General features: G+C 62.8%; 23 protein-coding genes. 8 read left to right on the forward strand and 15 right to left on the reverse strand.

What is annotated here, in order from left to right:
- Positions 1–96: 96 nt before the first annotated feature.
- Genes ACO06F_RS03100 through ACO06F_RS03110 form a run of 3 tightly spaced genes read right to left on the reverse strand, consistent with a single transcriptional unit; the run spans position 97 to position 1,979 of the window.
- On the reverse strand, positions 97–687 hold the full coding sequence (locus ACO06F_RS03100) for a flavin reductase family protein (protein ID WP_421695233.1): 591 nt from the start codon (positions 685–687) through the stop codon (positions 97–99).
- The gene (locus ACO06F_RS03105; protein ID WP_421695234.1) at positions 688–1,392 is read right to left on the reverse strand and encodes an HAD family hydrolase; all 705 of its coding nucleotides are present in this window, start codon (positions 1,390–1,392) and stop codon (positions 688–690) included.
- Positions 1,389–1,979 (reverse strand): nitroreductase family protein, encoded by a 591-nt coding sequence (locus tag ACO06F_RS03110; protein ID WP_421695235.1) that lies wholly within the window; start codon positions 1,977–1,979, stop codon positions 1,389–1,391. Before ACO06F_RS03110 ends, ACO06F_RS03105 begins: the two co-directional genes overlap by 4 nt.
- A 202-nt stretch (positions 1,980–2,181) precedes the next feature.
- On the opposite strand from ACO06F_RS03110, the gene ACO06F_RS03115 reads away from it, so the two are divergent.
- Positions 2,182–2,973, forward strand: a complete 792-nt coding sequence (locus ACO06F_RS03115) for a hypothetical protein (protein WP_421695236.1) — start codon at positions 2,182–2,184, stop codon at positions 2,971–2,973.
- Here ACO06F_RS03115 and ACO06F_RS03120 read toward each other — a convergent pair whose 3' ends face one another.
- From ACO06F_RS03120 to ACO06F_RS03135, 4 genes are all read right to left on the reverse strand, one after another.
- The gene (locus ACO06F_RS03120) at positions 2,974–3,894 is read right to left on the reverse strand and encodes a pirin family protein (protein ID WP_421695237.1); all 921 of its coding nucleotides are present in this window, start codon (positions 3,892–3,894) and stop codon (positions 2,974–2,976) included. It abuts the gene before it with no gap.
- Positions 3,891–4,904 (reverse strand): LLM class flavin-dependent oxidoreductase, encoded by a 1,014-nt coding sequence (locus ACO06F_RS03125; RefSeq protein WP_421695238.1) that lies wholly within the window; start codon positions 4,902–4,904, stop codon positions 3,891–3,893. Before ACO06F_RS03125 ends, ACO06F_RS03120 begins: the two co-directional genes overlap by 4 nt.
- A 115-nt stretch (positions 4,905–5,019) precedes the next feature.
- A complete protein-coding gene (mfd, locus tag ACO06F_RS03130; RefSeq protein ID WP_421695239.1) occupies positions 5,020–8,499 on the reverse strand; it encodes a transcription-repair coupling factor in 3,480 nt (1,159 codons plus the stop codon).
- The gene (locus ACO06F_RS03135; protein ID WP_421695240.1) at positions 8,496–8,759 is read right to left on the reverse strand and encodes a succinate dehydrogenase assembly factor 2; all 264 of its coding nucleotides are present in this window, start codon (positions 8,757–8,759) and stop codon (positions 8,496–8,498) included. Before ACO06F_RS03135 ends, mfd begins: the two co-directional genes overlap by 4 nt.
- Before the next feature lie 61 nt (positions 8,760–8,820).
- Here ACO06F_RS03135 and recG point away from each other — a divergent pair, with 61 nt between their 5' ends.
- A complete protein-coding gene (recG, locus tag ACO06F_RS03140; RefSeq protein ID WP_421695241.1) occupies positions 8,821–10,938 on the forward strand; it encodes an ATP-dependent DNA helicase RecG in 2,118 nt (705 codons plus the stop codon).
- Here recG and ACO06F_RS03145 read toward each other — a convergent pair.
- Complete coding sequence (locus ACO06F_RS03145; RefSeq protein ID WP_421695242.1) at positions 10,916–11,644, reverse strand: DUF502 domain-containing protein; 729 nt, start codon at positions 11,642–11,644, stop codon at positions 10,916–10,918. The two genes, recG and ACO06F_RS03145, sit on opposite strands and share 23 nt — an antisense overlap.
- Positions 11,645–11,698: 54 nt before the next feature.
- Here ACO06F_RS03145 and ACO06F_RS03150 point away from each other — a divergent pair, with 54 nt between their 5' ends.
- Both ACO06F_RS03150 and ACO06F_RS03155 read left to right on the forward strand, forming a co-directional pair.
- Positions 11,699–12,082, forward strand: coding sequence for a YbaN family protein (locus tag ACO06F_RS03150; protein WP_421695243.1), 384 nt, complete (start codon positions 11,699–11,701; stop codon positions 12,080–12,082).
- 162 nt (positions 12,083–12,244) lie between these two features.
- Positions 12,245–12,808 carry a hypothetical protein gene (locus ACO06F_RS03155; protein WP_421695244.1) on the forward strand — a complete coding sequence of 188 codons (564 nt, stop codon included), beginning with the start codon at positions 12,245–12,247 and terminating at the stop codon, positions 12,806–12,808.
- A 226-nt stretch (positions 12,809–13,034) separates the two neighbouring features.
- Here ACO06F_RS03155 and ACO06F_RS03160 read toward each other — a convergent pair whose 3' ends face one another.
- Positions 13,035–13,850: a S1 family peptidase gene (locus ACO06F_RS03160; RefSeq protein ID WP_421695245.1), complete on the reverse strand. Its 816-nt coding sequence runs from the start codon at positions 13,848–13,850 to the stop codon at positions 13,035–13,037.
- Between ACO06F_RS03160 and ACO06F_RS03165 the strand changes: the two genes are divergently transcribed.
- Complete coding sequence (locus ACO06F_RS03165) at positions 13,850–14,020, forward strand: hypothetical protein (protein WP_421695246.1); 171 nt, start codon at positions 13,850–13,852, stop codon at positions 14,018–14,020. The two genes, ACO06F_RS03160 and ACO06F_RS03165, sit on opposite strands and share 1 nt — an antisense overlap.
- 362 nt (positions 14,021–14,382) lie before the next feature.
- Here the strand turns inward: ACO06F_RS03165 and ACO06F_RS03170 are convergent, their stop codons facing one another.
- The 5 genes from ACO06F_RS03170 to ACO06F_RS03190 form a co-directional block, all read right to left on the reverse strand.
- Positions 14,383–15,123, reverse strand: coding sequence for a hypothetical protein (locus ACO06F_RS03170; protein ID WP_421695247.1), 741 nt, complete (start codon positions 15,121–15,123; stop codon positions 14,383–14,385).
- A gap of 303 nt (positions 15,124–15,426) precedes the next feature.
- Entirely contained in the window at positions 15,427–16,350 is a 924-nt protein-coding gene (locus ACO06F_RS03175) for a tetratricopeptide repeat protein (RefSeq protein WP_421695248.1), read from the reverse strand.
- Positions 16,351–16,698: 348 nt separating this feature from the next.
- Positions 16,699–18,645 carry an FAD-dependent oxidoreductase gene (locus ACO06F_RS03180; RefSeq protein ID WP_421695249.1) on the reverse strand — a complete coding sequence of 649 codons (1,947 nt, stop codon included), beginning with the start codon at positions 18,643–18,645 and terminating at the stop codon, positions 16,699–16,701.
- Between the two features lie 42 nt (positions 18,646–18,687).
- The gene (locus tag ACO06F_RS03185) at positions 18,688–18,972 is read right to left on the reverse strand and encodes a chorismate mutase (protein ID WP_421695250.1); all 285 of its coding nucleotides are present in this window, start codon (positions 18,970–18,972) and stop codon (positions 18,688–18,690) included.
- Between the two features lie 28 nt (positions 18,973–19,000).
- On the reverse strand, positions 19,001–21,184 hold the full coding sequence (locus tag ACO06F_RS03190) for a ComEC/Rec2 family competence protein (protein WP_421695251.1): 2,184 nt from the start codon (positions 21,182–21,184) through the stop codon (positions 19,001–19,003).
- Between the two features lie 99 nt (positions 21,185–21,283).
- Between ACO06F_RS03190 and gltX the strand changes: the two genes are divergently transcribed.
- The 3 genes from gltX (at position 21,284) to ACO06F_RS03205 (ending at position 25,581) form a co-directional block, all read left to right on the forward strand.
- Positions 21,284–22,705, forward strand: a complete 1,422-nt coding sequence (gene gltX, locus ACO06F_RS03195; RefSeq protein ID WP_421695252.1) for a glutamate--tRNA ligase — start codon at positions 21,284–21,286, stop codon at positions 22,703–22,705.
- A 145-nt stretch (positions 22,706–22,850) separates the two neighbouring features.
- Positions 22,851–24,152, forward strand: a complete 1,302-nt coding sequence (gene gltA, locus ACO06F_RS03200; protein ID WP_421695253.1) for a citrate synthase — start codon at positions 22,851–22,853, stop codon at positions 24,150–24,152.
- A gap of 130 nt (positions 24,153–24,282) precedes the next feature.
- Positions 24,283–25,581 (forward strand): lipase family protein, encoded by a 1,299-nt coding sequence (locus tag ACO06F_RS03205; RefSeq protein ID WP_421695254.1) that lies wholly within the window; start codon positions 24,283–24,285, stop codon positions 25,579–25,581.
- 110 nt (positions 25,582–25,691) lie between these two features.
- Here the strand turns inward: ACO06F_RS03205 and fabZ are convergent, their stop codons facing one another.
- On the reverse strand, positions 25,692–26,168 hold the full coding sequence (fabZ, locus tag ACO06F_RS03210; protein WP_421695255.1) for a 3-hydroxyacyl-ACP dehydratase FabZ: 477 nt from the start codon (positions 26,166–26,168) through the stop codon (positions 25,692–25,694).
- Positions 26,169–26,173: the final 5 nt, after the last annotated feature.

Genomic DNA, 26,173 nt, shown 5'->3' on the forward strand with positions numbered 1-26,173 from the left:
AAAGGTGGTTGTGAACAGATTTATCCACAGTGGCGGAATTGCGGCATTCGGGGGTTATGAGGGTTGCAGACCGGGGCGACTCAGCCTGCAGCCGGGCTAATCCGGGCGGCGCATGCGCCAGGCTTGCGTGACGGTGGCATATTCGCTGTAGCCCAGCCGCGCCAGGGGCTGCATGGCCGCCGTATCAACCCGGCCATCGTGAATGAAGCGGTCATCGATGTGGATGCCGAGCACGCGGCCGATGACCATGAAATTCTCCACATGGCCCGCATCATCCGGGAGCGGAACGACCTGGAACAGGCGGCACTCAAGGCAGGCCGGGCTTTCCGCAACGCGCGGCGGGCTGATGAGGCGGCAGGGTGCCTTGGTGAGGCCCGTGAGCTCGAACTCATCCACCGCCACATGGGCGGAGCTGGCGTTCATCTGCTCACGCAAGGGATAGGTGGCGAGGTTGAAGGCGAACTCGCCCGTGGCCTCGATGTTGCGGAGCGAATCCTTGCGCGGGCCGCTGCCGAAGGCCACGTAATGCGGGGATTGCGAGAAGGCATTGAAATAGCTGTAGGGCGCCAGATTGGCCTGGCCATCGGCCGAGAGCGAGGAGATCCAGCCGATGGGGCGCGGCGCCACGATGGCCTTGAACGGGTCATACTGGAAACCGTGGTCGTTCTTCACCGCGTCATAGAACATTCAGAGGCTCCTCAGCAGCGCGGGAAGATCGGCCACGCTGGCGATGGTGTAATCCGCCAGATGGGCGATGTCCTCATGGGCGGCATTGCCGCTCAGCACCGCAATCGCAAGCCCTGCGCCGCCGTTGCGGGCTTCCTCCATGTCATGATGGTTGTCGCCCACCATGGCGATCGCCGCGGGTGCGAGGCCGGTGATCTCTGCAAATTTGGCGATCATATTGCCCGAGGGCTTCGGCACCGTAACGGTGTCGGCGGCGATGATGTCATCGAAGTGCTCGATGACGCCGATATGGGCCATATGTGCGCGGGCCGAGACGTGGCTGTCATTGGTGGCCACGCCGAGCTTCAGGCCCATGGCCCGCAGCTCGCTCAGAATGGGTTCCAGCGGCATGAGGGGCTGGAGCTTCTCGCGCACCAGATGGGTGTAGTCATGGTCCAGGTGATAGACCTTTTCATCGAAGGCCTCGCCCGAGAGGCCCGGCCACCAGGCGGCAACGATCTGGCGGGTGGTGCCGCCGGCCAGAAGCGAGCCGGCGCGGAACTTGCCGGTGGCGCGGTCATAGCCGGCCTTGGCCATCACCTCCTCCGCACCGGCTTCATCGGTGGAGAACAGCTGCTGCAGCACCTGGCGGTAGATCGGGACCCAGGTGGCGTTGACGTCAATCAGGGTTCCGTCCTTGTCGAAGAGAATGCCGCCGATCTTCATGGCTGCTGCCAGTGCGTGAGGAGCGTCTGCGGGTCTGGGCGCGGCCTGTCTTCCAGCGGTGCGGTGGGGGTTCCAAGATAGATGAGGCCTGCGACCTTCTCATGGGGGGCGAGGCCCATGGCCTTCGCAATGTCAGCGTCATAGGCCACCCAGTCCGTGTTCCACTGGCAGCCCAGCCCCAAAGCCGTGGCGGAATAGAGGATGTTCATGCAGACAGCACCGGCCGAGAGCTGCTGCTCCCAGAGGGGGATCTTCGGATGATCCGCGGCGGTTGAGACCACAGCCAGCACTGTGGGCGCGCGCAGGAACAGGCCGTGGACGAAGCCAAGCGTCTGGTCGCCGTGCTCGGGATGGAGCGCCTGCCAGCGCGCCTTCATCACATCGCCGAAGCGGGCGCGGGCATCGCCCTCCCACAGGATGAAGCGCCAGGGCGTGAGCTTGCCATGATCGGGCACGCGCACGGCGGCGCGCAGGATCTGGTCAAGCTGCGCCGGGGTGGGACCGGGCGCCGCCATGGCCTTGGCGGAGGCGGATTTGCGGGTTTCAAGGAGGGTGAGGATGGAGGAGGTGTCGTTGAACTGAGGCATGGTGGGGCCAATGTGGCGGGGCGCCCGGGAAAAGGCAATGGAAAGCGCCGTTAACCACTTGTTAAGCTCTGAATTGCGGCAGCAGACGGCGCATGATTAGGTTCCGGTTCTTGGAGAAGAGAGGACGAGGCCTTTGCACGACTGCAGCATACGTGCACGGCACCACCGCCACCCTGCCCGCGGCCTGGCTGCGGGATTGGGCGTGGCGGTTTTTCTTTTGCTCATGCCTGCCGCCCGCGCCGACCAGCTGTCGCTTGAGACGGTGAAGCAGGGACGCGAGGGAATCGAGCTTACCGCCAGGCTCACTGCCGAAGGCGGCCCCATTCAGCGCAATATCTCCTGGTCCATCCGCACCGATGATGGCGGCACCGTCTACGAAAGCGGGGATGGCACGGTGGACGTGTCCTTGCCGCCGGGCGACTATGTGGTGGATGCAAGCTATGGCGCCACCACCCTCACGCGAACCGTGAGCCTGCCGCCGGGCACCCGCCTCAAGGCCGGGATCGTGCTCGATGCGGGGGGGCTTCGGATTGAGCCGCTGCTGAGCGGCGTCGAAGTGCCGGCCGTTGCCGCGCGCATCCGGGTTTACGCCTTGAGCGGCGGCCGGCTGGGGCGCCTCATGGCGCTGTCGGTCACGCCGGGCGAGGTGATCCGCCTGCCCGCGGGCACCTACCGCGTCGAAAGCCAGGTCTCGTCCGGCAATGTCAAAGCCGTGGCGGACGTCCATGTAACAGCGGGGCGCGTGGCGAGTGTGAAGATCGGCCATAAGGCGGGCCTCGCGAGGCTCGCTTTCGTAGGCTCGCCCAACGCCAAGGTGCTGTGGGAAGTCGAGGACGGCTCCGGCCTCTCCTTCCTCACGCGCAAGGGCCTTACCGCCAATGTGACGTTGCTGCCCGGAACCTACACGGCGCGTGCCGAAGTGGGCGCGGAACTCCTCACCGCCACCTTCAACATCGGGGCTGGCGAAATCCGAGACATCATGCTCGGCAACTGATCACTTGTCGGGGAGAGGAATGAAGTCCTTCTCATCCCCCGGCACGATGGCGAAGCGCGCGCTCTTCCAGTCTTCCTTGGCGGCCTCGATCCTGTCCTTCGATGAGGACACGAAATTCCACCAGATATAGCGCGGCCCATCCATCGGCTCGCCGCCCAGCAGCATCAGCCGGGCATTGCTCCGTGCACGGATGGTGATGGCATCCCCCGCGCGGAAGACGATGAGCCGCCCCTGCGCGAAGGCCTGGCCCGCAACCTCGATCTCGCCTTCGGCCACATAGGCGCCGCGCTCTTCGTGATCAGCCGGCAATGGCAGGGCCGAACCTGCCGCCAGCTGCACATCGGCATAGAACAGGTCCGAATGGGTCTTGACGGGTGAGCTTGCGCCATAAAGCGAGCCTGCGATGACACGCGCCGAGATGCCCCGCGCTTCGACGACGGGAAGTGCCGCGGCTGCCACATGATCGAAGGCCGGTGCCATCTCCTCAAAGGCCTTGGGCAGCGCCACCCAGCTCTGGATGCCGAACACCTTGCGCTCGCGTGCGAGCTCCGGCGGTGCCGTGCGCTCGGAATGGACAATGCCCTTGCCGGCCGTCATCCAGTTCAACTCGCCCGGCGAAATCGGCTGGGCGCTGCCCAGGCTGTCCCGATGATAGATCGAGCCATCGAACAGCCAGGTAACGGTGGAAAGCCCGATATGGGGGTGCGGGCGCACGTCGATGCCCTGCCCCGGCTGCATGAGCGCCGGGCCCATCTGGTCAAAGAAGATGAAGGGTCCGATCATTTGCTTGCCCGGAGACGGCAAGGCGCGGCGCACTTCGAAGCCGCCGAGGTCACGCGCGCGGGGAACGATCACCGTCTCGATGGCATCGGCTGCCGCGGCATCGCCGGGCATGGGATCTGGGATATGGGGCAGGCTCATCTGAGGGCTTCCTTCACTTTGGGGGCAACCTTGGTGCCGAGCAGTTCGATGGCGCGGAGCAGCTCCTTGTGCGGCATGGCGCCGACGGCCATCTGCACGAGGATTCGGTCATTGCGGAAGATGCGGTGCAGTTCGATGATGCGGTCCGCCACACGGTCCGGATCGCCGATCAGGAGATGGCCGTTCGCACCGCAGGCAGTTTCGAACTGCGCACGGCCTGAGGGCGGCCAGCCGCGCTCACGGCCGATGCGGTTCATCACCGCGGTCTGCGGTTCGTAGAAGATGTCTTTCGCGGCTTGCGTGCTATCCGCCACGAAGCCATGCATGTTGAGGCTCAGGCGCACGTCCTCCGGCTTGCGGTTGGCGCGCGACCATGCCTCGCGGTAGAGGTCGAAGTATGGCGCGAAGCGCTTGGGATCGCCGCCGATGATGGCGAGCGCCATGGGAAGCCCCAGGGTTGCCGCGCGGACCACCGATTGCGGCGTGCCGCCCACGGCAATCCAGATCGGGAGCTTGTGCTGCTCCGGCCGCGGATACAGCGTCACATTCTCCAGCGGCGGGCGAAGCGTGCCCTGCCAGCTGACCGTCTCCTGGTCGCGGAGCTTCAAGAGCAGGTCCAGCTTTTCCGCAAAAAGCGCGTCATAATCGGCGAGGTCATAGCCGAAGAGCGGAAAGCTTTCGGTGAAGGAGCCGCGCCCCGCCATGATCTCCGCCCGGCCGCCCGAGAGACCATCGAGCGTCGCAAACTGCTGGAAGACCCGCACAGGATCCTCCGAGCTCAGCACCGTGACGGCGGAGGTAAGGCGAATGGTCTTGGTGCGCGCCGCACCCGCTGCCAGGGCAACGGCCGGGGCCGAACCGGCATAGTCAGGCCGGTGATGCTCACCTAAGCCAAACACATCGAGACCAACCTGATCGGCCAGTTCCATTTCGGCCACCAGCTCACGCAGCCGCTGCGGATGCGAGCCGCCGGGGGCAACATCCGCGAAGGTGTAAATACCGATTTCCAAGGTGACCTCGCTTTCCGAGGCCTATATGTAGCGGTATCGATTACAATTCAAGGGGCAAGCGCGTGCGGAGAATGGTGTCTCTCACTGCTTGCCGTTACAGCGCGCGAGTTATCGTTCAGCTTGGGCTCGAGAGCTTCACCAGGGTCTGCATCAGCTGGCGAGTGCCTTTGAGGCGGTCTTCCGGCGTGTCCCAGTTGCGGATGACGACGAGCTTCATGTCGGGCCGGAGCTTGGCGCTGGCGCCCTGCCCTGTGATCCACTGGACCAGAGCGCCAGGATTGGCGAAAGCTTCGCCCCGGAACGCCATGACGGCGCCCTTGGGACCTGCGTCCACGCTCTGCACATTGGCGGCGCGGCAGAGGAGCTTGATCGAGACGACGGCCAGAAGGTGGTGCACCTCCTCAGGCAGAGGCCCGAAGCGATCCCGCAGCTCGGCGCCAAAGGCATCGACGGCCTGCTGGTCGTGAAGGTCCGCGAGGCGGCGGTAGAGGCCTAGGCGCACCTGCAGGTCTTCCACATAGTTTTCCGGGATCAGGACGGATGTTCCGATGTTGATCTGCGGTGACCACTGGCCGTCGCTTTCGAGCGTATCCTCGCCGGTGCGGAGCTTGGCGACCGCCTCCTCGATCATCTGCTGATAGAGCTCGTAGCCCACTTCCTTGATATGGCCTGACTGCTCATCGCCCAAGAGATTTCCAGCGCCGCGCAGGTCGAGGTCATGGCTGGCCAGCGTGAAGCCGGCGCCGAGCGAGTCGAGCGATTGCAGCACCTTCAGGCGCTTGTCCGCCGTGGCGGTGAGGGTCTTGTTGGCGGGCGTTGTGAAGATCGCATAGGCGCGCTGCTTGGAGCGGCCCACGCGGCCCCTGAGCTGGTAGAGCTGGGCCAGGCCGAACATGTCCGCCCGGTGGATGATGAGGGTGTTGGCGGTCGGAATGTCGAGGCCGGATTCGACGATGGTGGTGGACAGCAGCACATCGAACTTCCGGTCGTAGAAACCGGTCATGATGTCTTCAAGCTCGGTTGGCGCCATGCGGCCATGGGCCATGCGGAACTTGATCTCGGGCACCGTCTCCTTGAGGAAGGCGCCGATCTCGTCCAGATCGGTGACGCGCGGCACGACATAGAAGCTTTGGCCGCCGCGATAATGCTCGCGCAGCAGGCTCTCGCGGATGATGACGGCGTCAAAGGGCGTGATGTAGGTGCGCACCGCCAGCCGGTCCAGCGGGGGCGTGGTGATGAGCGAGAGTTCGCGAACCCCCGAGAGTGCGAGCTGCAGGGTGCGGGGAATGGGGGTGGCCGTCAATGTCAGCACATGGACATTGGCGCGGAGTTCTTTCAGCCGCTCCTTGTGCTTAACGCCGAAATGCTGCTCCTCATCGATGATCATCAGCCCCAGATCGCGGAACTTGATCGACTGCGCGAGAAGCGCGTGGGTGCCAACGACGATGTCGATATCGCCCGAGGCGATCCCCGCCTTGACCTGGTCCATCTCCTTCTTCGGCACCATGCGCGAGGCCTGGGCGATGTTGAGGGGGAGACCCTTGAAGCGCGCCTGGAAGGTGGCGAAATGCTGCCGCGACAGCAGCGTCGTCGGCACGACAACCGCCACCTGCTTGCCATTCATGGCGGCGACGAAGGCGGAGCGCAGCGCCACCTCCGTCTTGCCGAAGCCCACATCGCCGCAGACGAGGCGGTCCATCGGGCGGCCCTTCTGCAGATCATCAATGACGGCATCGATCGCCGTGAGCTGATCCTCGGTTTCCTCATAGGGGAAGCGCGCGGCGAATTCCTCATAAGCGCCTTCAGGCGGGGGCAAAATGTCTCCCGGCTTCAGCTCGCGCGCGGCTGCCGTGCGGATCAGGCCCTCGGCGATCTTGAGGATGCGCTCTTTAAGCTTTGCCTTCTTGGCCTGCCAGGCGCCGCCGCCCAGCCTGTCGAGCTGCGCGCCCTGCTCGTCCGAGCCATAGCGCGAGAGAAGCTCGATGTTCTCAACGGGGAGGAAGAGGCGGTCTCCGCCGGCATAGGTGAGGAACAGGCAGTCATGGGGTGCGCCCTGCACCTCGATAGTCTTCAGGCCTTCGAAGCGGCCGATGCCGTGATCCACATGGACGACGAGATCACCGGGCGACAGGGCCGACAGCTCACTGATGAAGTCCGACGCCTTCTTGTTGCGCCGGCCCCGCCTGACCATGCGGTCGCCCAGGATATCCTGCTCGGAGATGATGGCGAACTCATCCGTCTCGAAGCCTTCCTCGATGCCGAGCACGAGGAGGCCCGCGATCGACTTGTCCCAGGAGAGGAAGTCCGGCCAATCCTTCGCCGACGCCAGGGGTGCGAGTTCATGATCCTTCAGGATTGTTTCGAGACGCTCACGCGAGCCTTCCGACCAGGAGGCAATGGCCACACGGCGGCCGCCGCGGCGGATGTCATCGGCGTGGGCCTTCACGGCCTCATAGACATTGCCGCCCGCCTGCCCACGCTCGGCGGCAAAGCTGCGGCCACGCCTGCCGCCCAGCGAAATGGCGTTGGGGCTCTCGAAGGGAGAGAAGGCCAGAACCGTGTGGTTCGCCTGATATTCCGCCCACTGATCTTCCGTCACATAGAGCGTTGCGGGCTTGACCGGCTTATAGGGCGCGGCGCCGAAGGTTTCCTTCTTGTCCAACGCTTCGCGCCGGGCGCTGTAGAATTCCGCCACCTGTTCCTGCCGGGCGGCGGCTGCTTCATCAGCGGAGTGATCAAGCGTGATGACCGGGTCATCGAGATAGTCGAAAAGGGTCGAAAGACCGTCATGGAAGAGCGGAAGCCAGTGCTCCATGCCCTGGTATTTGCGGCCGGCCGTGACACTTTCATAGAGGGGATCGTTGATGTCGATGCCGCCAAAGGCTTCAGCATAGTTGACGCGGAACTTGCCGATTGCGGCCTCGTTCAGAAGCACCTCATTGGCGGGGTTCAGGGTGAAGCGCTTGAGGCTCATGGTGGTGCGCTGCGATTCAGGATCGAAACTGCGGATCGATTCCAGCGTGTCACCAAAGAAATCGAGGCGCACGGGCAGCTCCGCACCGGGCGGGAAGATATCGAGAATGCCGCCCCTCACGGCAAAATCCCCCGGATCGACCACGGTGCCGGTGCGCGAGAAGCCGTTCTCCGAGAGGTAGGAGATGAGCTGGTCCGAATTGACACGGTTGCCGGGGGCGGCAGTGAAGCTTTGCCCCTCGATCAGGCTGCGCGGAACGACGCGCTGCAGGATCGCCGGAACGGTGGTGAGCAGAAGCGTGGGCTTGGTGATGGGCTGGAGCAGCCGCGCCAACGTGGAAAGCCTGCGCGCCACGATATCAGCCACGGGCGAGACGCGGTCATACGGCAGGCAGTCCCAGGCGGGAAAGCGCAGGATCTCGAGTTTCGGATCGAAATAGGAGAGCTGGTCAGACAGGATTGCGGCGCGCTGATCATCAACCGCTACATGGACGACGACCTGGCGTCCCACGGCTTTCACAATCTGCGGAAGGAGCATGGCATCGAGCCCCTCCGGCACGCCTGAGACGGCCGTGCGGCCGGGCTGGGACAGGCGTGGCTTCAGCTTCGCGAGATCGATCATGGCTTCAAGTCGAGGATGCGGGCGAGGAGCGGCGAGGCGTGATGCGCGGGCACGGCTTCCTGGCGGGTGGCCCAGGAGAGCATCTCCTGGTCGGGAATGTCCATGATGCGTTCAAGATCCGCAATTTCGCTGGCCGAAAATTCTTCGAGATGACGGCTGACGAAGCCGCCCAGGATCAAATCCATCTCCTTGATGCCGCGATGGGTGGCGCGCCATAACAGGCGCTTGCGGGCAATCTCGTCAACGGGGGCAGTGATCATGGCGAGGGTCTCTTGCCCGAAGCGCTCTTGCGCTGCAACCTGTTCCCGTAGAAATAGGCCCATGCGCCCACCGCTTCTCAATCCGCTGTTCGCAGGCGCCTCTGGCCTCAAGGGCATCGGGGACAAGCTGGACAAGCTTCTGGCCCAGTTCCTGCGACCCGCCCATGGCACCCCGGGCGATACGACGCGCATTGCCGATCTGCTGTTCCACCTGCCCTCCGGCATCGTCGACCGGCGTTTCCGGCCGAAAATCGCGGATCTGCCGTTGCGTGGTGTCGCGACCGTCGAGGCCAGGGTGCTGCGCCACCGTCCGCCACCGCCCGGTAACAAGCGCGTGCCCTACCGCGTGGAGGTATCAGACGGCACCGGCGTGCTGAGCCTGGTGTTCTTCCACGCCTATGCCGAGTCCATCCGCCGGGTGCTTCCCGAGGGTGAGACGCGCTTCATTTCCGGCACCATCGACTGGTTCAACGGGGAGGCGCAGATGGCGCACCCGGATCACATCGTCTCCGCGGCGGAATTCGACAAGATGCCGCTGATCGAGCCCGTCTACCCCCTGACGGAAGGACTCTCGGCCAAGATTCTCGCGAAAGCCATCGCCCAGGCGCTGGAGCGGCTTCCGGATCTGCCCGAATGGCAGGACCTGCCCTACCTTCAGCGCCAGGGCTGGCCCCATTTCGGCGCGGCGCTGAAGGCGCTGCACCACCCGGAGACGCCTGCTGCAACCGGCCTCGACTCCGTGGCGCGGCGCAGGCTCGCCTATGATGAGCTGCTGTCGAACCAGCTGGCCCTCACGCTGGTGCGTGCCAACATGAAGCGGGCACAGGGGCGCAAGCTTCCGGGTTCCGGCGATCTCCGTGCCAAGCTCATCGCCGCCCTTCCCTACAGCCTGACATCTGCGCAACAGGCGGCCGTCGCGGAGATCCTGCGGGACATGGCCTCGGGCGACCGGATGCTGCGGCTGCTGCAGGGCGATGTGGGATCGGGAAAAACCGTGGTGGCGCTGCTGGCACTCGCCACCGCCATCGAGAGCGGCGCGCAGGGCGCACTGATGGCGCCAACTGAAATCCTCGCCCGGCAGCATCATGCGACGCTGTCAAAACTTTGCGAAGCCGCCGGCATTCCGCTGACGCTGCTGACCGGGCGCGAAAAGGGCAAGACCCGCGACGAGATCCTGGGCCGCATTGCAATGGGAGAGGTCGCGCTCGTGATCGGCACGCATGCACTTTTCCAGGAGCATGTGGTGTTCAAGGATCTGGGGCTGGTGGTGATTGACGAGCAGCACCGTTTCGGCGTGCACCAGCGGCTGGCTCTTCAAGCCAAGGCCGGCGGCGCCACGGACCTGCTGGTGATGACGGCCACGCCCATTCCGCGCACCCTGGCGCTGACCGTTTATGGCGACATGGACGTCTCGAAGCTCACCGAAAAGCCGGCAGGCCGCCTGCCCATTGATACGCGCGTGCTGCCGATGGGGCGGATGGATGAGGTGATCGACGGGCTCGGCCGCTCCATGGCGCAGGGAAACCGTGCCTATTGGGTGTGCCCGCTGGTGGAGGAAAGCGAGCAGGTGGACCTCGCCGCGGCAGAAGACCGCTTCCTGCAGCTGAGTGCCCGCTACAAGGGCCAGGTGGGCCTGGTCCATGGCCGCATGAAGGGGCCGGATAAGGACCGGGTGATGGCGGCATTCAAGGATGGCACGCTGCAGCTGCTGGTCTCGACAACCGTGATCGAAGTTGGCGTCGATGTGCCGGAAGCAACCGTGATGGTGATCGAGAACGCGGAGCGCTTCGGACTTGCGCAATTGCACCAGCTGCGCGGCCGGGTGGGGCGGGGAAAGGGAAAATCCTCCTGCCTGCTGCTTTATCAGGAGCCGTTGGGGGAGACGGCAAAGGCCCGCCTCTCCATCATGCGCGAAACGGAGGATGGTTTCCGCATCGCCGAGGAGGACTTGAAGCTGCGCGGGGCTGGCGAAATGCTGGGCACGCGGCAGTCTGGCCTGCCGCTGTTCCGCATGGCGGATTTGTCCGTTGATGGTGAGCTTCTGGCGGCGGCGCGCGATGATGCGCAGCTGATCCTCAACAAGGACCCAAAGCTCACCTCCACACGAGGCGAGGCACTGCGGGTGCTGCTCTATCTCTTCGAGCGCGACGAGGCGATCAGGCTTCTGTCTGCAGGATAGGGGCGTCTGCTTCCTTTTCCGGCGGCAAGGGCCGGTCCGGAAAAACCAGGCCCATGGAAATGACGAGTTTCAGGCCATCCTCGACATTCATCTCGATGATCTTCACATCGGCCACATCGACGAAGAACACATAGCCCGACGTTGGGTTGGGCGTGGTCGAAACATAGACGGCGTACATGGCCCTGCCCTCCTCGAGGCCGATCTGCCCGCCATCCACCTCCCGCGAGACGAAGGCCAGTGACCAGGCACCGCGGCGTGGCCATTCCACCAGGCAGACGTGGCGGAAGGAGGCGCCCTTCTGCGAGAACAGCGTTTCGAAGATCTGCTTCGAGCCCTTGTAGATCGAGCGGACCACAGGGGTTGAATTCAGCAGCTTGTCCCACACCGAGATCATGGTGCGGCCGGCCAGATTGGCCGCCATGAAGCCAATGAGCGTGATGGTGATCAGCGCAAAAATGAGGCCGAAGCCCGGCACTTTGATGGGGAGATACGTGTCCGGGTTGTAGGATGCCGGCAGGAAGGGCTTGACCCATGCGTCAAACAGCGTGACGAACCAGAAGGTCGCCCAGATGGTGATGGCAATTGGCGCCGTGATGACGAGGCCGGTGAAAAAATAGGCACGCAAGCGCCCCCAGAAGGACGTCTGCGCCTTGATTTCGACGCCAGCCCCCTCCACTTGAGGGCGCGGCTTGGATGAATTGGGCATGGGGTTGTTTATAAGCATGAATCGCGGCGCATTCACAAGCGCGGCCGGTGCGCTATGGTGAAGGCATTGCGGCGGCCCCTGCTGCTCGGCGCCGGATGGCTTTGCGTGGGCCTCGGCATCATCGGCATCGTCCTGCCCCTGTTTCCGACGACACCCTTTCTGCTGGTCGCCGTGTGGGCCTTTTCCCGCTCCTCTCCCGAAATGGCGGAGAAGATCCGCTCACACCGCCTGGCTGGCTCCTATGTGCGCGACTGGGAGGATGAGGGCGTGATCCCGATCCCAGCCAAGCTGGCCGCCGTCAGCATGATGACGGTGATGTTCGGCTATCTCGCTTTCTTTTCATCCGTTCCGGCCTGGGCCGCAATTGCTGCCGGGCTGACGATGGCCGCAGCCGCGGCCTATGTGCTGTCAAGGCCCAGCCGGCGGCGAGAAGATTGACGTCAGACAAAGTCCGTTGCGCGCGATCACGTTAAAGATCAATTTAGCAACCCAGCCTCATGCTGCTTACCAGAGCCTCGATCACCCGGGTATATTCACGATCTGCGCAACCTCACTTTGGGCTCGTCCCTCCGGCGACGGCTGACACAAGAGAGTAAACCGATGAGAAGCACAGTTTTCGCAGCCGCCCTTGCCGTCTTCGCCCTGAGCCTTCCGGCCAATGCCGATACTGTGGCCGACTGGCGCTGGCTGAACGGGACAACGTGGATTGTGCCAACGACCGGTCTACCGGCCTATGTCTATGTCCCCTCCAGCAACGTTCTGACGCCGGTTCAGGACCAGACGGTCTATCAGATCACCGGATACCGCAACGGCTATTTCTGGGGGCGCACTTCGACGAAGCTTGGAAGCGGCAGCATCACCTGCAAGTCGCTCGTGGGATCGGTCACGCCCGAGGGGAAGATCTATCTGACCTTCACCAACTATCCCTTTACCGAGGGCACAGAGTCGACCGTCGGCATCGGCAACATGACGCGAAAGCTGGGCCAGTGGACGATGGCGAACCAAATGTCGACGGGCACGTCTTCGGTACAGATCGGCCACTGGGCCTATATGGTGCAGAGCTATCCTGGCACCACGTCCTGGGCGTCTCTTCCCGGCGCCAACATGTCCGTGCCAAGTTTCATGCAGCCCTGCCTCGACGCAGCCCCAACGACCACGCCCTGACGCCTCAATCGTTGCCGGCGGCCTTCACCTTGTCCACCGGGTACTGATCGTCCCACACCTTGGCGCGGGCTTCGGCTTCGATGCGTTCGTCTTCGCCCGTGTGGAAGCTCCGCTTGCCCCACTGAGCGAAATAGATTGAACGTTGCTGCCTGTGAACTGGCTTTGGCTGTCAAGTAACGACTGGTTCCTAGCTATGGGCAGTAGCGGATCGTTCCGTTGGTCATTCCTAATAATCGCAACGCCCGCCTCCCGCGGCCACCGCGCGCCATTCCTCGGAACATGGCATGTTGGAGCAGAGGAATCCCGCCAAACTGCGGGACGGCAGGGCATGTGCGCGTTCCAACGGCTGGCCATCGATGGTGAGCGTGCTCACCACCATGCCTACCAGTTCACCCGTCTCGTTAAACAGTGGGCCACCGGACTCGCCCTTTTGGGTCGAAAGGCGCAGAACCATAGCATCGAGATAGCCAAAATTCGGCTCACTTTCGTATTGCACGGACTTTCCATATTGCGGAGACAGGAATTCTCCCAGCCGCGCCGTATCGCCCTGGGCATGCGGGCGGCCCAGCGAATAGACCATGCTGCCCTTGGAAAGACACTGGCTGTTGGCGGGGGTCACCGCTTTTCCGGAAAAACCGCGGAGTCGAATAACCGCCATGTCGTTATCGGGTGTGATGGCAATAACATAACCCGAATAAACGCGGCCATTGGCAGCCCTCGCAGATACGGTGTTGCCAATTCGCTTGCCCACGTGGGCGGCAGTCATGACATAACCCGTTCCATCGACCACAAATCCGCTGCCTGAGGTGACAGGGGTCCCCTTTCGGGTTTCCTTCGACGCGGTATCGGAGGAAGTCGGCTGAGAAACAACGAGCGTCACATAGCTTGGGCCGGAGCGGCGCACCAGGCTGGCGATCTGCCCCGCGCTGGCCGCGGCCTCGCCCGGTGGAATGGAGGTTTGCTGGATATTGAAGTTACGGCTCTCGAGATCGACATTGGCGGCATTTTGGCAGGCGGCAAGCGGAAGCGTGAAAAGGCTCAATGAAAGTAGATGTAGAAGACACCGCACCAGTTGTTCCTATTGTTGATTTGCTCATGGGAGATAATCAAACCGCGGGTGACACCAATTACGCATTTCCGCCGATCCTGGCGATCGGCCGCAAGTTGACGAAACTATCTTGGAACCCTGGAGAATTTCCACAACATATTTAACTACCCCTCCCAGGCTGAATAAATTACGAGGGAGGAGTAGTAAAAAGATATTGTACGTATATGACTTTATCTAACTTCTTGTTGCCTATCGGAGCATCGCTAACGTCACCTGCCGGATCCCTTTCGACTAGCAAATTGAAGCAACCGCGACCCAGCTTGCGACAAGAAGACCGAGAGAAATGGCGACACAATGACAAAAGGTAAGAAAAAGGACCTGAGCTGCTCTATGCCGAAGGGACAAACAACAATAGCAGTGGATTGACTAAGGGCAGTGGCAGCAAGTCCTTTTTCCATTCCATAGATGCACCTGATCCGATGAATGACTAACTGATCCTCCCGGCGAGATGGTCTTTCTTGTCTCACTACGCCGGGTTGGCCGCGCAAAATGGCAGGGACCGAGAGACCCGGCCCCAGACTGCGGAAGCGGATTCGACCCAGCGTAGGTACAGTGCCACAGCGGCAACAATCAGGAATCCTGCGGGCTGGATCAAAGCTTGCGGACCATCTTCGAGAGAAAACGGGTTTGTTGCGATGAAATGGTTATAAGCCAAGTGGAGCGCCGTTGCGACCATCAGCGGCATAAGAACGCGGATCCAAATGCTTTCCGTCCAGCCGGGAGTAAGCCCGTAAACAAGCATCAGGAGACTGTGGACCAAAATGACCGCAAAGACTCTCGACGCCAGCATCGTGGCACCCACCAGGTAATTGGTGAAGATTTGACTGGGACCGCTGGCATAGGCAGAGACTGTAAGGGCTATCGTCGATATTCCTTCACAGCCGCCAAAAACAACGCCGGCCAAAAGAAATGAGTTGATCGAACGAACCTCCAAGGGAACAGACCGGAATATGATTATCAATAGAACAAGCTTGGCAATTTCCTCCCAGATTATGCCACTCAAATAAACCATGTGAGCGGAACGCGATGCGTCATCGGCGGAACTAAGAAGCCGCATGACATCCAAATGGCTGCCGCCGGCGGCAAAGACTGTGCCTGCAAATATGATAAAGAACGACGCTTGAAAACAAAATGTAATCACAAGAAGAAAAAGCCAATGACGACCTCTCTGTATCCTGCTTGATATAAACACTTTTACAATGAACATGGCTATGATTATCGATAGTGATACCTTTAATAGTATGTCGAATGCATACATACAGAACAGACTACCTATTTTGCTAAAATTGGCTCGGCGGCCGTGAAGAGACTCGCCGAGCGCTATTAGCATGATTGACTTTTGGGAATTCGGACAACGACTGCCCCCGGCACTGAACCTAGTGCGTGCCTCACTGCGTCCTCGCGGAACATAACAGTTGGGGGCGGATCCGCCATGCTTAAACTCTCTACCTATAAGAGAGCTTACTATACGTAATATAATTGTCAAACTTCTCGCGTCGTGCGAGCATACTCAGTCGTTACTGGCCGACTTACCCTTCTCGACCGGGTACTGATCGTCCCACACCTTGGCGCGGGCTTCGGCTTCGATGCGTTCGTCTTCGCCGACATTGCTTTCAAGCTGCAGGGCGCGATCGAAGATTTCCGGGTTTTCTTCGGGCCGCGCGGATTCGCGCGCGAGGATGTACCACATGACGGCACGGGTGCGGTCTCCCTGGACGATTTTTCCTTCCCAGTAGAGTTCACCCAGATAGGCTTCAGCCGGAGCGTAGCGCTTGCGCGCCGAGGCCATCAGCCATTTTAGGCCCTGGCTGGGGTTGCGCTTGATGCCTTCGCCCTTGATGCTCATGACGCCCAATGCATATTGCGCGGCCGGGTGGCCATAGGCCGTGGCGATCTTGAGATAGCTTTGGGCGGCCGCATGCGGATCAGGCTGGATGCCGGCATTGACGGCGCCGGTGCGCTGATAATCCGCCAGGCGCACCATGGCATCCACCGTGATCTTCAAGCGGTTCTGATCGTCCTCGTCGGGATCATAATGATCGGCCACGCGCGAATAATAGCTGTAAGCCATCGCATCGTTCCGCGGCACGCCGATCCCCTGGCGGTACATGTGGCCCAGATACCAGTCCGCCACGATGTTGCCATCGTCAGACGATTTCCGGAACAGCTTGACCGCGCGATCGTAATTGCCGCCCTTGTAGGCGCGCTTCGCCTTCTTGAGGTCATCGGTCCAGAAGGGAATGTTGATCTCCGGCAGATGAATATCGGGCGCGGCGGGAAGATAGGAATAAAACTCCGCAATCGGGCCCTTGGGTTCTTCATCGGCAGCGATGGCCGGCGTCAGCATGAAGCCCATTGCAGCGGCAGCAATGACGGCATGGCGAACAGTGACGGCTGTCCGGACATGACCAATTGAAGCCGCCAGCAGCACCACGATGCGTCAGCCCCCCCACATATGCTTCGGCGGAGCGAAGCTTTGTCTGATTTCGGGTTGGCCCATGACCTTCAACGCACTCTCTCTTCTTCAGTTACGCGCGGACACCCGAGAAGAGGCCCGGAACACAACACTGCCCCCGCCCGGCGCCTGCCGTGCGATGGTTCAGCATTGCTCCTGCCCTGAGCCCCTCTCGAGAGCACAGCGGAATCTCTTCCCCTGCGCCAGATGCACGCTAGGTGGCAATTTGGGCGGATAAAAGGTTGAGATTCAGGCGGAATTGGACGCGGACCACAAATCGCCCCGCTGTTGCATCCACGCCACATGCGGGCCCGCGACCCCGCGTGGCTAAACCGCCAGCCCCGCCAGCATGCCCTCATAAACCGCCTCTTCGGCGGTGCGGGGGCTCAGCGCGTCTCCGGCGAGCTGGAAGGGAATGCCGAGCTCCTCCAGCACAGGTGCCAGGGCGTCCTCCTGCAGATTGGGGGTGTTGAGGACAATCGTATCCACCTCCTCCATCACCACCGCCTCCCGCGAGGGGGTGTGGATGAAGTAGGCCGTACGACCGTCCGCACCGTAGAGCCTGAGCCAGGGGTGGACCTCGACGCCCAGCCGGTGGAGGCGCGCCACCTGCTCGAAGCGCACATAGGTTTGGATCGAGGCGGAGGCGCAGTGGTGGTTGACGGCGAGGCGGACATGGGCCCCTTCGGAGGCCAGCCTTTCGGCAATGCCGGAGCCGGTCCAGTCCCCCATCCAGTCATAGACGGCAACGCGAGCGCCGGTGCTGGCGCGGCCTGCCAGAATATCGACCGCATGGACGATCTGCGAGGCCTCCCCCTCGAAGGGCGGCATGTGCGGGCGCGAGCCGGTGGCGAGGATCACCGCATCCGGCCGTTCGCGCGTGAGCATGTCACGGGTGACCTCGCTGCGGCGGTGGATCGTTGCGCCGTGGCGCTCGGCCTCCGCCGTCAGATTGGTGACGATGCCGCCGAATTCCGCGCGGGTGGGCAGGAGCTGGGCGAGCCGCGCCTGACCGCCCGTCTGGCCATCACGCTCATGCAGGTGAACCTCATGGCCACGCTCGGCGGCGACGGCCGCGGCCTTGAGTCCGGCGGGGCCACCGCCCACCACCAGGATCTTGCGGCGCTGTGGGGCCTTGGGCTTCACCTCGAAGGCGAGTTCGCGCCCGGTTTCCGGATGCTGGATGCAGGAAATGGAAAGGCCCAGCTGGAAGTGGCCGATGCAGGCCTGATTGCAGCCGATGCAGGCGCGAATATCATCCGGGCGGCCGGCCTTGGCCTTGTTGGCCATTTCGGGGTCCGCGATCATCGCTCGCGTCATGCCGCACATGTCCGCGGCACCCGATGCCAGCACCTCTTCCGCGATCTGCGGCTGGTTGATGCGGCCGGCAACGAAGACGGGCTTTCCCGTCAATTGCTTCACCTTCTGGGCGAAGGGCGCCACATAGCCATGGGCATTGGCCATGGAGGGCACGATGTGCGTGGCGCCCGAGGCCGTGGCGGAGGTGCCGGCAATCACGTTCAGATAATCGAGCTCCGGCGCCAAAGCGCGGGCGATGGCGGCGGAATCTTCTTCCACCAGCCCATCCTCATCATGCTCGTCACCCGACATGCGGATGCCGACAATGAAATCGTCCGGCACGTGCTGGCGGATGGCGGAGATGGCCTCCCGCGTGAAGCGGAGGCGGTTGTCGAAGGAGCCGCCATACTGGTCTTCGCGGCGGTTCACCTTAGGGTTCATGAATTGCGCGGGGAGATAGCCGTGGCTTGCCACAATCTCAACCCCATCAGCGCCTGCTTCCGCCATGCGCCGCGCGGCCTGGCCATAGCCATCCAAAATCTCGCCGATCAAGGATGAGGAGAGTTCGCGCGGCACGACCTTGAAGCGTTCAGATGGTGAGTGCGAGGGCGCGAAGGCCGGCTGGATCACGCCGTGGGGCCGGCCCAGAAGCTCGCGCCCCGGATGGAAGAGCTGGATGAAGACCTTGGCGCCCTCTTCGTGGATCGCATCGACCAGTCCCTTGAAGGGCGTGATGCAGTCATCAGAGGTGCCCATCAGCAGGGCTTCGGTATAGCGCGACGTCTCATGGACGCCCACGACCTGGATGACGATGAGCCCTGCCCCGCCGCGCGCGCGGGCGCGCTGATAGGCGATGAGCGATTCGGACGGAAGGCCGCCTTCGGGAAGATAGGTGTCGTGGCCGGTGGAGAAGATCCGGTTGCGGATTTCGGTGGATTTCAGGGTGAAGGGTGAGAAGAGATGGGGAAAGCGCATGATGAACTCACTCTAGCGAACTGGCCTTTGCGCCGTCGAGGGTCAGATCGAGCGTTCCTCATATGCAATGAACCACTCGACCATCTCCGTCCACATGGTCTCGATCAAGGCGGGGTCGACATGGTGAGCACGGGCCAGCACGCGGACGTGGTCCACCACTTGCCGAACGCGCGCATCATCGCGTGCCGGAAGACCGTCGCGCTTCTTCACCTGAATGGCTTTCTCGACCCAGCGCTGGCGCTCGGCCAGGGTCTTGATAAGGTTTTCATCGATCCGGTCGATTTCCTTGCGGATCTCGCTCATGGTGAGGTGCGGCGTCTTGCTCATGAACCGCCTCATGCGCCCATTGCAAATTTCAGTCAATCGGGTGCGAGGGCGCAGCGCCCGGTGCGGTGGAGACAGTTTTGCGGCGGGCCTCGGGTTTGACGGTCCAGGGCCGGTCTCCCTGGCCTTGACGCGCCGTGCGAATTTCCACTGTGCCCCCGGTGAGGCGCAGCGCATGTGCGCCCGAACGCCACAGGTCAAACCGGTCAATGCGGAAGGGCACGCTGCGGCAGGCGCCGCGCAGCGGGAAGGCCGCGATCAGCACATCGAAGCCCGCGCAGTCCAGAGGCTCCGGCATGTCGCCGGACAGATAGAGCACGCGCTTGCCCCGGACCACTGCCGTGCAGCGGTCACCCGCACAGCGCCAGCCGGGCCGCTTGGCGGCATCCGCAAAGCTCGTCTCCTCGCCATTGGCGAGAAGCCATTTGGTGATGGCAAAGCGCGCCCGGCGTGGCTTCGCGGGCACGAGGTGGCCCTGCTCATCGCGCAGGACGGCGTTCTGGCCCGTTGCCTCGATCAGCAGGTCCGGCGGCGGCGGGGCCCTGAGAATGAGGAGAGCACCCAGCGCCATGACCGCAACGCCCGTGAGCCGAATGGGGCCCGACAGCAGGCAGAGGAGGATCAGCCCAGCGGCGATGGTGACCATGGCCATGGATGGTGGCTTGGCAACAACCTCATTGGCGCCAGGAAGCGAGGCCACGAAATTGGAGATGAGGATGACAAGCTCCAGCCCTTTGCCCATGATGAGAAGCGGCAGCCGCTCCAGCCCCAGCGGCATGAGCACGGCGGCCAGCAGCGCTTCCGGCATGACGGCGATGCCGACGACCGGGATCGCCAGCCCATTGGCCAGCACGCCATAGGGCGAGACCCGGCCGAAGTGATAGGCAGCTGGAAGCGAGGACGAAAAGCCGGCCACCAGCGAAGTGAACAGGCTTACAGTAAAAGCCGCCACTCCCCAGCGCAGAAGTCGCACCGGCCAAGAGCGTGGCGTCTCGCCCCCCTTCCCTGCCCGGTACCTGGCCCAGGCCTCATGAAAGGCGATGAGACCCAGCACGGCAAGGAAGGACATCTGGAAGCCCGCTTGCGTGACGGCTTCGGGGTCCGGCACCAGCACGAGAATGGCCGCGAGCGCCAGATTGCGCAGCGAGAGTGCAGGCCTGTCCACCATCACTGCGAAGAACACGATCGCCACCATGATGAAAGAGCGGGCCGTGGCAACGCCTGAATCCGCCAGCAGCATGTAGAACAGCGCCATGAGCAATGCGGCGCCCGCCGCCCATTTACGGATAGGGAAGCGCAAGGCCAGTTGCGGCACGAGGGCCAGCACCGCGCGCACCACATAGAACACGCCGCCTGCGACCAGCCACATGTGGAGGCCGGAGATCGACAGGATGTGATAGAGGCCGGAGACGAGAAGGCTCTGGTTGATCTCAGGCGGAATGGCGCTGCGTTCCCCCGTGATCAGCGCCTCGGCGAAGGAGGCATAGGGCTCCTCCAGCACGGCGCGGATGCGGGCACCCATGGCGGCGCGGACCTCCGCCATCCCGCCATCAAGGCGTGAGGCAAGCGTCGCTTCACTGTCCAGCACGATGAACGGGGATGTGACGCGGCCGGTGCCGCCAATCCCCTGGAACCACAGGCTGCGGCCATAATCGAAACCCTCTGGCTCAATGGGAGAGGGAAGCGGGGAAAGCCTGGCCTTGAAGCTCACCCGATTGCCGGCCGCGGGCTTGCCTGACGTCTCCGTGAGGGACAGGCGCAGGCGGCGCGGGGTTTTCTCCGGGGAAAGCCCCTCGATTGCCTCCGGCGCGGCGATCATCACCAGCCGCGCCTTGGACAGCCGGTCGACCGAGATAACCCGCGCCGTGACCGCAACCTCATCCGTGCTGGCGGTGAGAATGGGCGTGGCGACGGCGCCCGCCTGGAGCGCGGCCAGCGCAAAGCCGATGGAGGCGAGGCCGCTCAACAGCAGAAGCGGCCGCGGCTGGCCGAACCAGAGAAGAACCAGGCCCAGCACGGCCGCCAAGGCCGCCACGGGCAGGCCCGGCTCCGCGGGCAAGGCGAAATAGGCGCCGATTCCGGTGCCAAGTGCTGGCGCACACCACAGAAAGCTTCGCCCGCGCTGGGCATCTGCCGCGCGCTGGACTGCTTCGGCAAGCCGCCACCAGAGGGGCGCGCGGTCCGCAGCTTCGTGCTCCATGGCGGCGGCGGACATGCCACTCCCCTTAACAGTGCGCTTGGCGGTGTGCTAAGCGGCAGCAACGCTTACGCAATCACCTTCCCTTACGTCAGTCAATATGGAGAACGGCGCCTCATGTCATCGCCAGTCGTCACGCGCTTTGCCCCTTCGCCCACGGGCTATCTTCACATCGGGGGCGCACGCACGGCGCTGTTCAATTGGGCCTATGCCCGCCACACCGGCGGCAAGATGCTGCTCCGCATCGAGGACACCGACCGCGAACGCTCCACCGGCGCCGCAATCGACGCCATCATCGAAGGGCTGACATGGCTTGGCCTCGACTGGGCGGGCGAGCCCGTGTCCCAGTTCGGCCGGGCCGAGCGGCACCGGCAGGTGGCTGATGAGCTGCTGGCACAGGGCAAGGCCTACCGCTGCTATTGCACGCAACAGGACCTCGAGGAGATGCGTGCACGCGCCGAGGCCGAGAAGCGCCCCATCCGCTATGACGGGACCTGGCGTGACCGCGACTCCTCGGAAGCGCCCGCCGGCGTCAAACCCGCCATCCGGTTCAAGGCGCCGCAGGAGGGCGAGACGGTGATCGAGGATGCCGTTCAGGGCCGCGTCGTCATCCCCAACAAGGATCTCGATGATCTGATCATCCTGCGCTCGGACGGGAACCCCACCTATAATCTCTCGGTGGTGGTGGATGACCATGACATGGGCGTCACCCACATCATCCGCGGTGTGGACCATCTGACCAACGCGGCCCGGCAGACCCAGATCTACCGGGCCATGGGATGGCGCGTGCCGCACATGTCCCACATTCCGCTGATCCACGGGCCCGATGGCGCAAAGCTTTCGAAGCGCCATGGGGCGCTGGGTGTGGAGGCCTACCGCGCCATGGGTTACCTGCCCGAGGCCATGCGCAACTACTTGGCCCGGCTGAGCTGGAGCCATGGCGATGAGGAGATTTTCTCGACAGATCAGCTGGTCGAATGGTTCGGCCTCGATGCCATCGGCAAATCCGCCGCGCGCTTCGATTTCGCCAAGCTCGAGAATTTGAACGGCCACTACATCCGCCACATGTCGGATGACAGGCTGCTTGCCGCCTTCATCGACTTCCTGCCCCATGCCGAGGGCGGGCCCGAGATGAAAGCGAGGATCGACGAGGCCATGATGGCCAAACTCCTGCGCGCGCTTCCCGGCCTGAAAGAGCGGGCGAAGACGCTGGTCGAGCTGATGAAGGGCGCGCAATTCCTGTTCGTCACCCGGCCGTTGCAGATGGATGATAAGGCGCAGCAGATCATTCGCGATGGCGGGCGCGAGGTTCTGGGCAGCGTGATCGCCGTGCTTGAAGGCGTGGAGTCCTGGCTTGCAGCGGACATCGAAGCGGCGGTGAAGACTCACGCCGAGACGCAGGGGCTGAAACTGGGCAAGGTGGCGCAGCCCTTGCGCGCCGCTTTGACGGGAACCTCCACCTCCCCCGGCATTTTCGACGTTCTCGAGGTGCTGGGGCGGGATGAGGCGCTGGCCCGGCTCCGCGACCAGACGGCCTGAGGCCCGCAAAGCCTCGCACAGGTTTGCCTGGGCACTCTCAGCCGCATGGCCGACCAACGAAAGCATCAGGTCAGCAACGTTGACCTTCTTATGCTGCGGTGCAATAGTTCGATGGACCAGAATACGGCTAGAATGGGAGCCCACAATGGCTGACGAACCGAAGAACGCGGTCCTCACACTCGGCGGCAAATCGGTCGAGATGCCGGTAAAGTCCGGCACGCTGGGGCCGGACGTGGTGGATATCACCAAGCTCTATGCCCAGACCGGGGCCTTCACCTTCGACCCCGGCTTCACCTCGACTGCGTCCTGCGAATCCCAGATCACATTCATCGATGGCGATGAGGGGGTGCTGCTCTACCGCGGCTACCCGATCGACCAGCTGGCCGAGCACGGGGACTTTCTGGAAACCTGCTACCTGCTCTACTACGGCGAATTGCCGACACCGGCGCAGCGCAAGCAGTTCGAGAAGAACATCACCTACCACACCATGGTGCATGAGCAGATGACCCGGTTCTACCAGGGCTTCCGCCGCGACGCGCACCCGATGGCGGTGATGGTGGCGGTGGTTGGTGCCATGTCCGCCTTCTATCATGACTCGACTGACATCAACGACCCGCGCCAGCGCGAAATCGCATCCCACCGGATGATCGCCAAGCTGCCGACGATTGCGGCCATGGCTTACAAATATCACATCGGGCAGCCCTTCGTTTATCCGCAGAACTCGCTCTCCTATGCGGCGAACTTCCTGCGGATGTGCTTTGCGGTGCCGTGCGAAGAATATGTGGTGAACCCCGTGCTGGCCCGCGCCATGGACCGGATTTTCATCCTGCACGCGGACCATGAGCAGAATGCATCGACCTCGACTGTGCGCCTTGCAGGCTCGTCAGGTGCCAATCCTTTTGCCTGCATCGCTGCCGGCATTGCCTGCCTGTGGGGCCCCGCTCATGGCGGTGCGAACGAAGCAGCCCTCGAAATGCTGCAGCAGATCGGGGACCCGTCCAAGGTTCCGGAGTTCATCGCCAAGGTGAAGGACAAGACCTCGCATATTCGCCTGATGGGTTTTGGCCACCGCGTCTACAAGAACTATGATCCGCGCGCCAAGATCATGCAGAAGACGGCGCATGAGGTGCTGGGCGAACTGGGCATCAAGGACGATCCGCTTCTCGAAGTGGCGCGCGAACTGGAAAAGGCCGCGCTTTCGGACCCGTATTTCATCGACCGCAAGCTTTATCCGAATGTGGATTTCTATTCGGGCATCATCCTGCGCGCGCTGGGCTTCCCGACCTCGATGTTCACCGTGCTCTTTGCACTCGCCCGCACTGTGGGCTGGATCTCGCAGTGGAAGGAAATGATCGAGGATCCGGGCCAGAAGATTGGCCGCCCGCGCCAGCTCTACACCGGCGCCCCGCGCCGCGACTATGTGCCGGTGACGCAGCGCGGCAAGTAAGTATTTCTGCTTATCATATTGCGAAACGCCCGGGCTCCTCGCCCGGGCGTTTGCTTTTGCGCCACAACCTCCGCTTTGCTATGGGTCTGGAGAGAGCGAAAGAAACTAGCTTTATATTTTGGAGGCAAAGATGAGACGGACCCTTCTCGCTGCTGCATCTCTTTGTGCCCTGCTCTGGGCGGCGCCGGCCGTTGCGGCGGAGGTGGCGCTGCCACCCTTCTACCAGCACGTGGCCGGGCTTTCGAGCCAGGGTCCCTTGGGAGAGGTGGTGGCGAAGGAACCCGTCGAGACCAGCATTCCCGGCGCCCAGGCCTGGCGCATCGCCTATATCTCCTCTGATGTTCTTGAGAAGAAGACCCTTTCCACCGCGCTGGTGATCGCCCCCACGGGGGCCCCGCCTGCCGGTGGGCGCGGCATCCTCGCCTGGGGCCATGGCACAACCGGCACGGCCCAGAATTGCGGCCCGTCCCAGCTGTTCGATCCGGCGCAGGACCTCAATGAATACAATCTGATCGGCGGCACCTCATGGACAGATTTCGGCGTGCCGGCCGCAACGCAGTTCATCACGCAGGGTTACGTGCTTGTGGCGACCGACTACCAGGGGCTGGGCGGCGGCGGCATCCATCAATATGCAAATGCCGCGACACAGGCGCGGGACATGATCAACGCGGTGCGCGCCGTGGGCAGCATGGGGCTGTCGGGTGAAGGCAAGAAGGCTTTGGCCTATGGCTGGTCGCAAGGGGGTGGAGCGGTGCTGAGCGCTGCGAGTCTGACCAACTATATCAATGCGCCGGGCAGCGCTTTTGACGGCGTTTCCTTCGTGGGCTTTGTGGCGCTTGCCCCGCATGACATTCAGGTCCTGATTCCACCGGGAGCCACGCAAGAGCCTGCAGCAACGGGCGTGCTCAAGGGCCTCGCACATGATTTCTCGAGCAATGTCTTCAACTTCACGCATTATGCGATGGCCATGTGGGCGTTGCCTCCGGCCTTCCCAGAACTCAAGCTCACCGACGTGTTCACCGATGAGGGCGCCGCTGCGATCAACGAGATCCTGAGCAAGAAGTGCATGCATCCGGCGGCCGATACGGTGAACTTCAACTTTGCAGAAACGTATCCTTCGCTTCTCAGGGCCGATCCCGTCAACGCCGCGGCGTGGGTCAAGGGGCTCATTGCCTCAAGCGTCACGCCTGACGTGCCGGTGGCGCCCGTGATCATCTATTGGGGCAACAAGGACGTGACCAATGATCCGGTGATGGGCAAGCTCTACCGGGAGCAGAAATGCGCCATCGGCGGCAACATCACAAGGATTGAGCTGCCGGGCGATCAAAACCATTTCACCACGCCCGGCGCGTCCGAGCCGCTCTATCTTCCCTGGGTCGAAGACCGCTTCGCCGGCAAGCCGCTGGCCAATGGATGCGCGCAGCAGTAGGCGCGGTTGATAGCCGTCCCCTCTCTCTTTTCCTCTCCCCCACCCATGTGGGGGAGAGGAAAGGCTAACTAATCGTTTTTCATAAGCGATAGCCTGCGAGGCTGTAGCGCTCAGGCGCTGCGCTCGTTCATCAGCATGGCGCCGATTTCGGCCTCGGCCACCTTCTTGCCGTCCACAATGGCCTCGGCCCAGTATTTCCACACAGGTGGGCGCTTGTTGGTGAGTTTGACGTGAATGTGCACGCTGTCTCCAGGCACCACGGGCTTGCGGAAGCGGGCCTTGTCAATCGACATGAAGAAGACGAGCTTTCCGGCATGCTCTTCGCCCAAGTGATTGAGCACCAGGGCGCCCGCCGTCTGTGCCATCGCCTCGATCAGCAGGACGCCGGGCATCACCGGCTTTCCCGGAAAATGGCCCTGAAAGAAGGGCTCGTTCATGGTCACGTTCTTGATGGCAACGCCGCTGTCTTCGCCGTTCATGTCATACATGCGGTCGATCAGCAGAAAGGGATAGCGGTGCGGCAGCAGCTTCATGATCCGCGAGATGTCCGCCGTCATCAGCACCGGCGCGGTCGTTACCTCAGTCATTCTCG

Origin of the sequence: Aestuariivirga sp., assembly GCF_965227715.1 — a bacterium.
In the GTDB taxonomy this organism is placed as follows: Bacteria; Pseudomonadota; Alphaproteobacteria; order Rhizobiales; family Aestuariivirgaceae; genus Aestuariivirga.

What these genes read in the sequence shown, in the direction of transcription:
- gltX (WP_421695252.1), top strand. Translation starts at nt 21,284, where the DNA reads ATGTCATCGCCAGTCGTCACGCGCTTTGCCCCTTCGCCCACGGGCTAT.
- ACO06F_RS03120 (WP_421695237.1), bottom strand. Translation starts at nt 3,894, where the DNA reads ATGAGCCTGCCCCATATCCCAGATCCCATGCCCGGCGATGCCGCGGCA.
- ACO06F_RS03185 (WP_421695250.1), bottom strand. Translation starts at nt 18,972, where the DNA reads ATGAGCAAGACGCCGCACCTCACCATGAGCGAGATCCGCAAGGAAATC.
- gltA (WP_421695253.1), top strand. Translation starts at nt 22,851, where the DNA reads ATGGCTGACGAACCGAAGAACGCGGTCCTCACACTCGGCGGCAAATCG.
- ACO06F_RS03190 (WP_421695251.1), bottom strand. Translation starts at nt 21,184, where the DNA reads ATGTCCGCCGCCGCCATGGAGCACGAAGCTGCGGACCGCGCGCCCCTC.
- ACO06F_RS03165 (WP_421695246.1), top strand. Translation starts at nt 13,850, where the DNA reads ATGAAAGTAGATGTAGAAGACACCGCACCAGTTGTTCCTATTGTTGAT.
- ACO06F_RS03155 (WP_421695244.1), top strand. Translation starts at nt 12,245, where the DNA reads ATGAGAAGCACAGTTTTCGCAGCCGCCCTTGCCGTCTTCGCCCTGAGC.
- fabZ (WP_421695255.1), bottom strand. Translation starts at nt 26,168, where the DNA reads ATGACTGAGGTAACGACCGCGCCGGTGCTGATGACGGCGGACATCTCG.
- ACO06F_RS03105 (WP_421695234.1), bottom strand. Translation starts at nt 1,392, where the DNA reads ATGAAGATCGGCGGCATTCTCTTCGACAAGGACGGAACCCTGATTGAC.
- ACO06F_RS03205 (WP_421695254.1), top strand. Translation starts at nt 24,283, where the DNA reads ATGAGACGGACCCTTCTCGCTGCTGCATCTCTTTGTGCCCTGCTCTGG.
- mfd (WP_421695239.1), bottom strand. Translation starts at nt 8,499, where the DNA reads ATGATCGATCTCGCGAAGCTGAAGCCACGCCTGTCCCAGCCCGGCCGC.
- ACO06F_RS03145 (WP_421695242.1), bottom strand. Translation starts at nt 11,644, where the DNA reads ATGCCCAATTCATCCAAGCCGCGCCCTCAAGTGGAGGGGGCTGGCGTC.
- ACO06F_RS03150 (WP_421695243.1), top strand. Translation starts at nt 11,699, where the DNA reads ATGGTGAAGGCATTGCGGCGGCCCCTGCTGCTCGGCGCCGGATGGCTT.
- ACO06F_RS03170 (WP_421695247.1), bottom strand. Translation starts at nt 15,123, where the DNA reads ATGTTCATTGTAAAAGTGTTTATATCAAGCAGGATACAGAGAGGTCGT.
- recG (WP_421695241.1), top strand. Translation starts at nt 8,821, where the DNA reads ATGCGCCCACCGCTTCTCAATCCGCTGTTCGCAGGCGCCTCTGGCCTC.
- ACO06F_RS03180 (WP_421695249.1), bottom strand. Translation starts at nt 18,645, where the DNA reads ATGCGCTTTCCCCATCTCTTCTCACCCTTCACCCTGAAATCCACCGAA.
- ACO06F_RS03110 (WP_421695235.1), bottom strand. Translation starts at nt 1,979, where the DNA reads ATGCCTCAGTTCAACGACACCTCCTCCATCCTCACCCTCCTTGAAACC.
- ACO06F_RS03100 (WP_421695233.1), bottom strand. Translation starts at nt 687, where the DNA reads ATGTTCTATGACGCGGTGAAGAACGACCACGGTTTCCAGTATGACCCG.
- ACO06F_RS03135 (WP_421695240.1), bottom strand. Translation starts at nt 8,759, where the DNA reads ATGATCACTGCCCCCGTTGACGAGATTGCCCGCAAGCGCCTGTTATGG.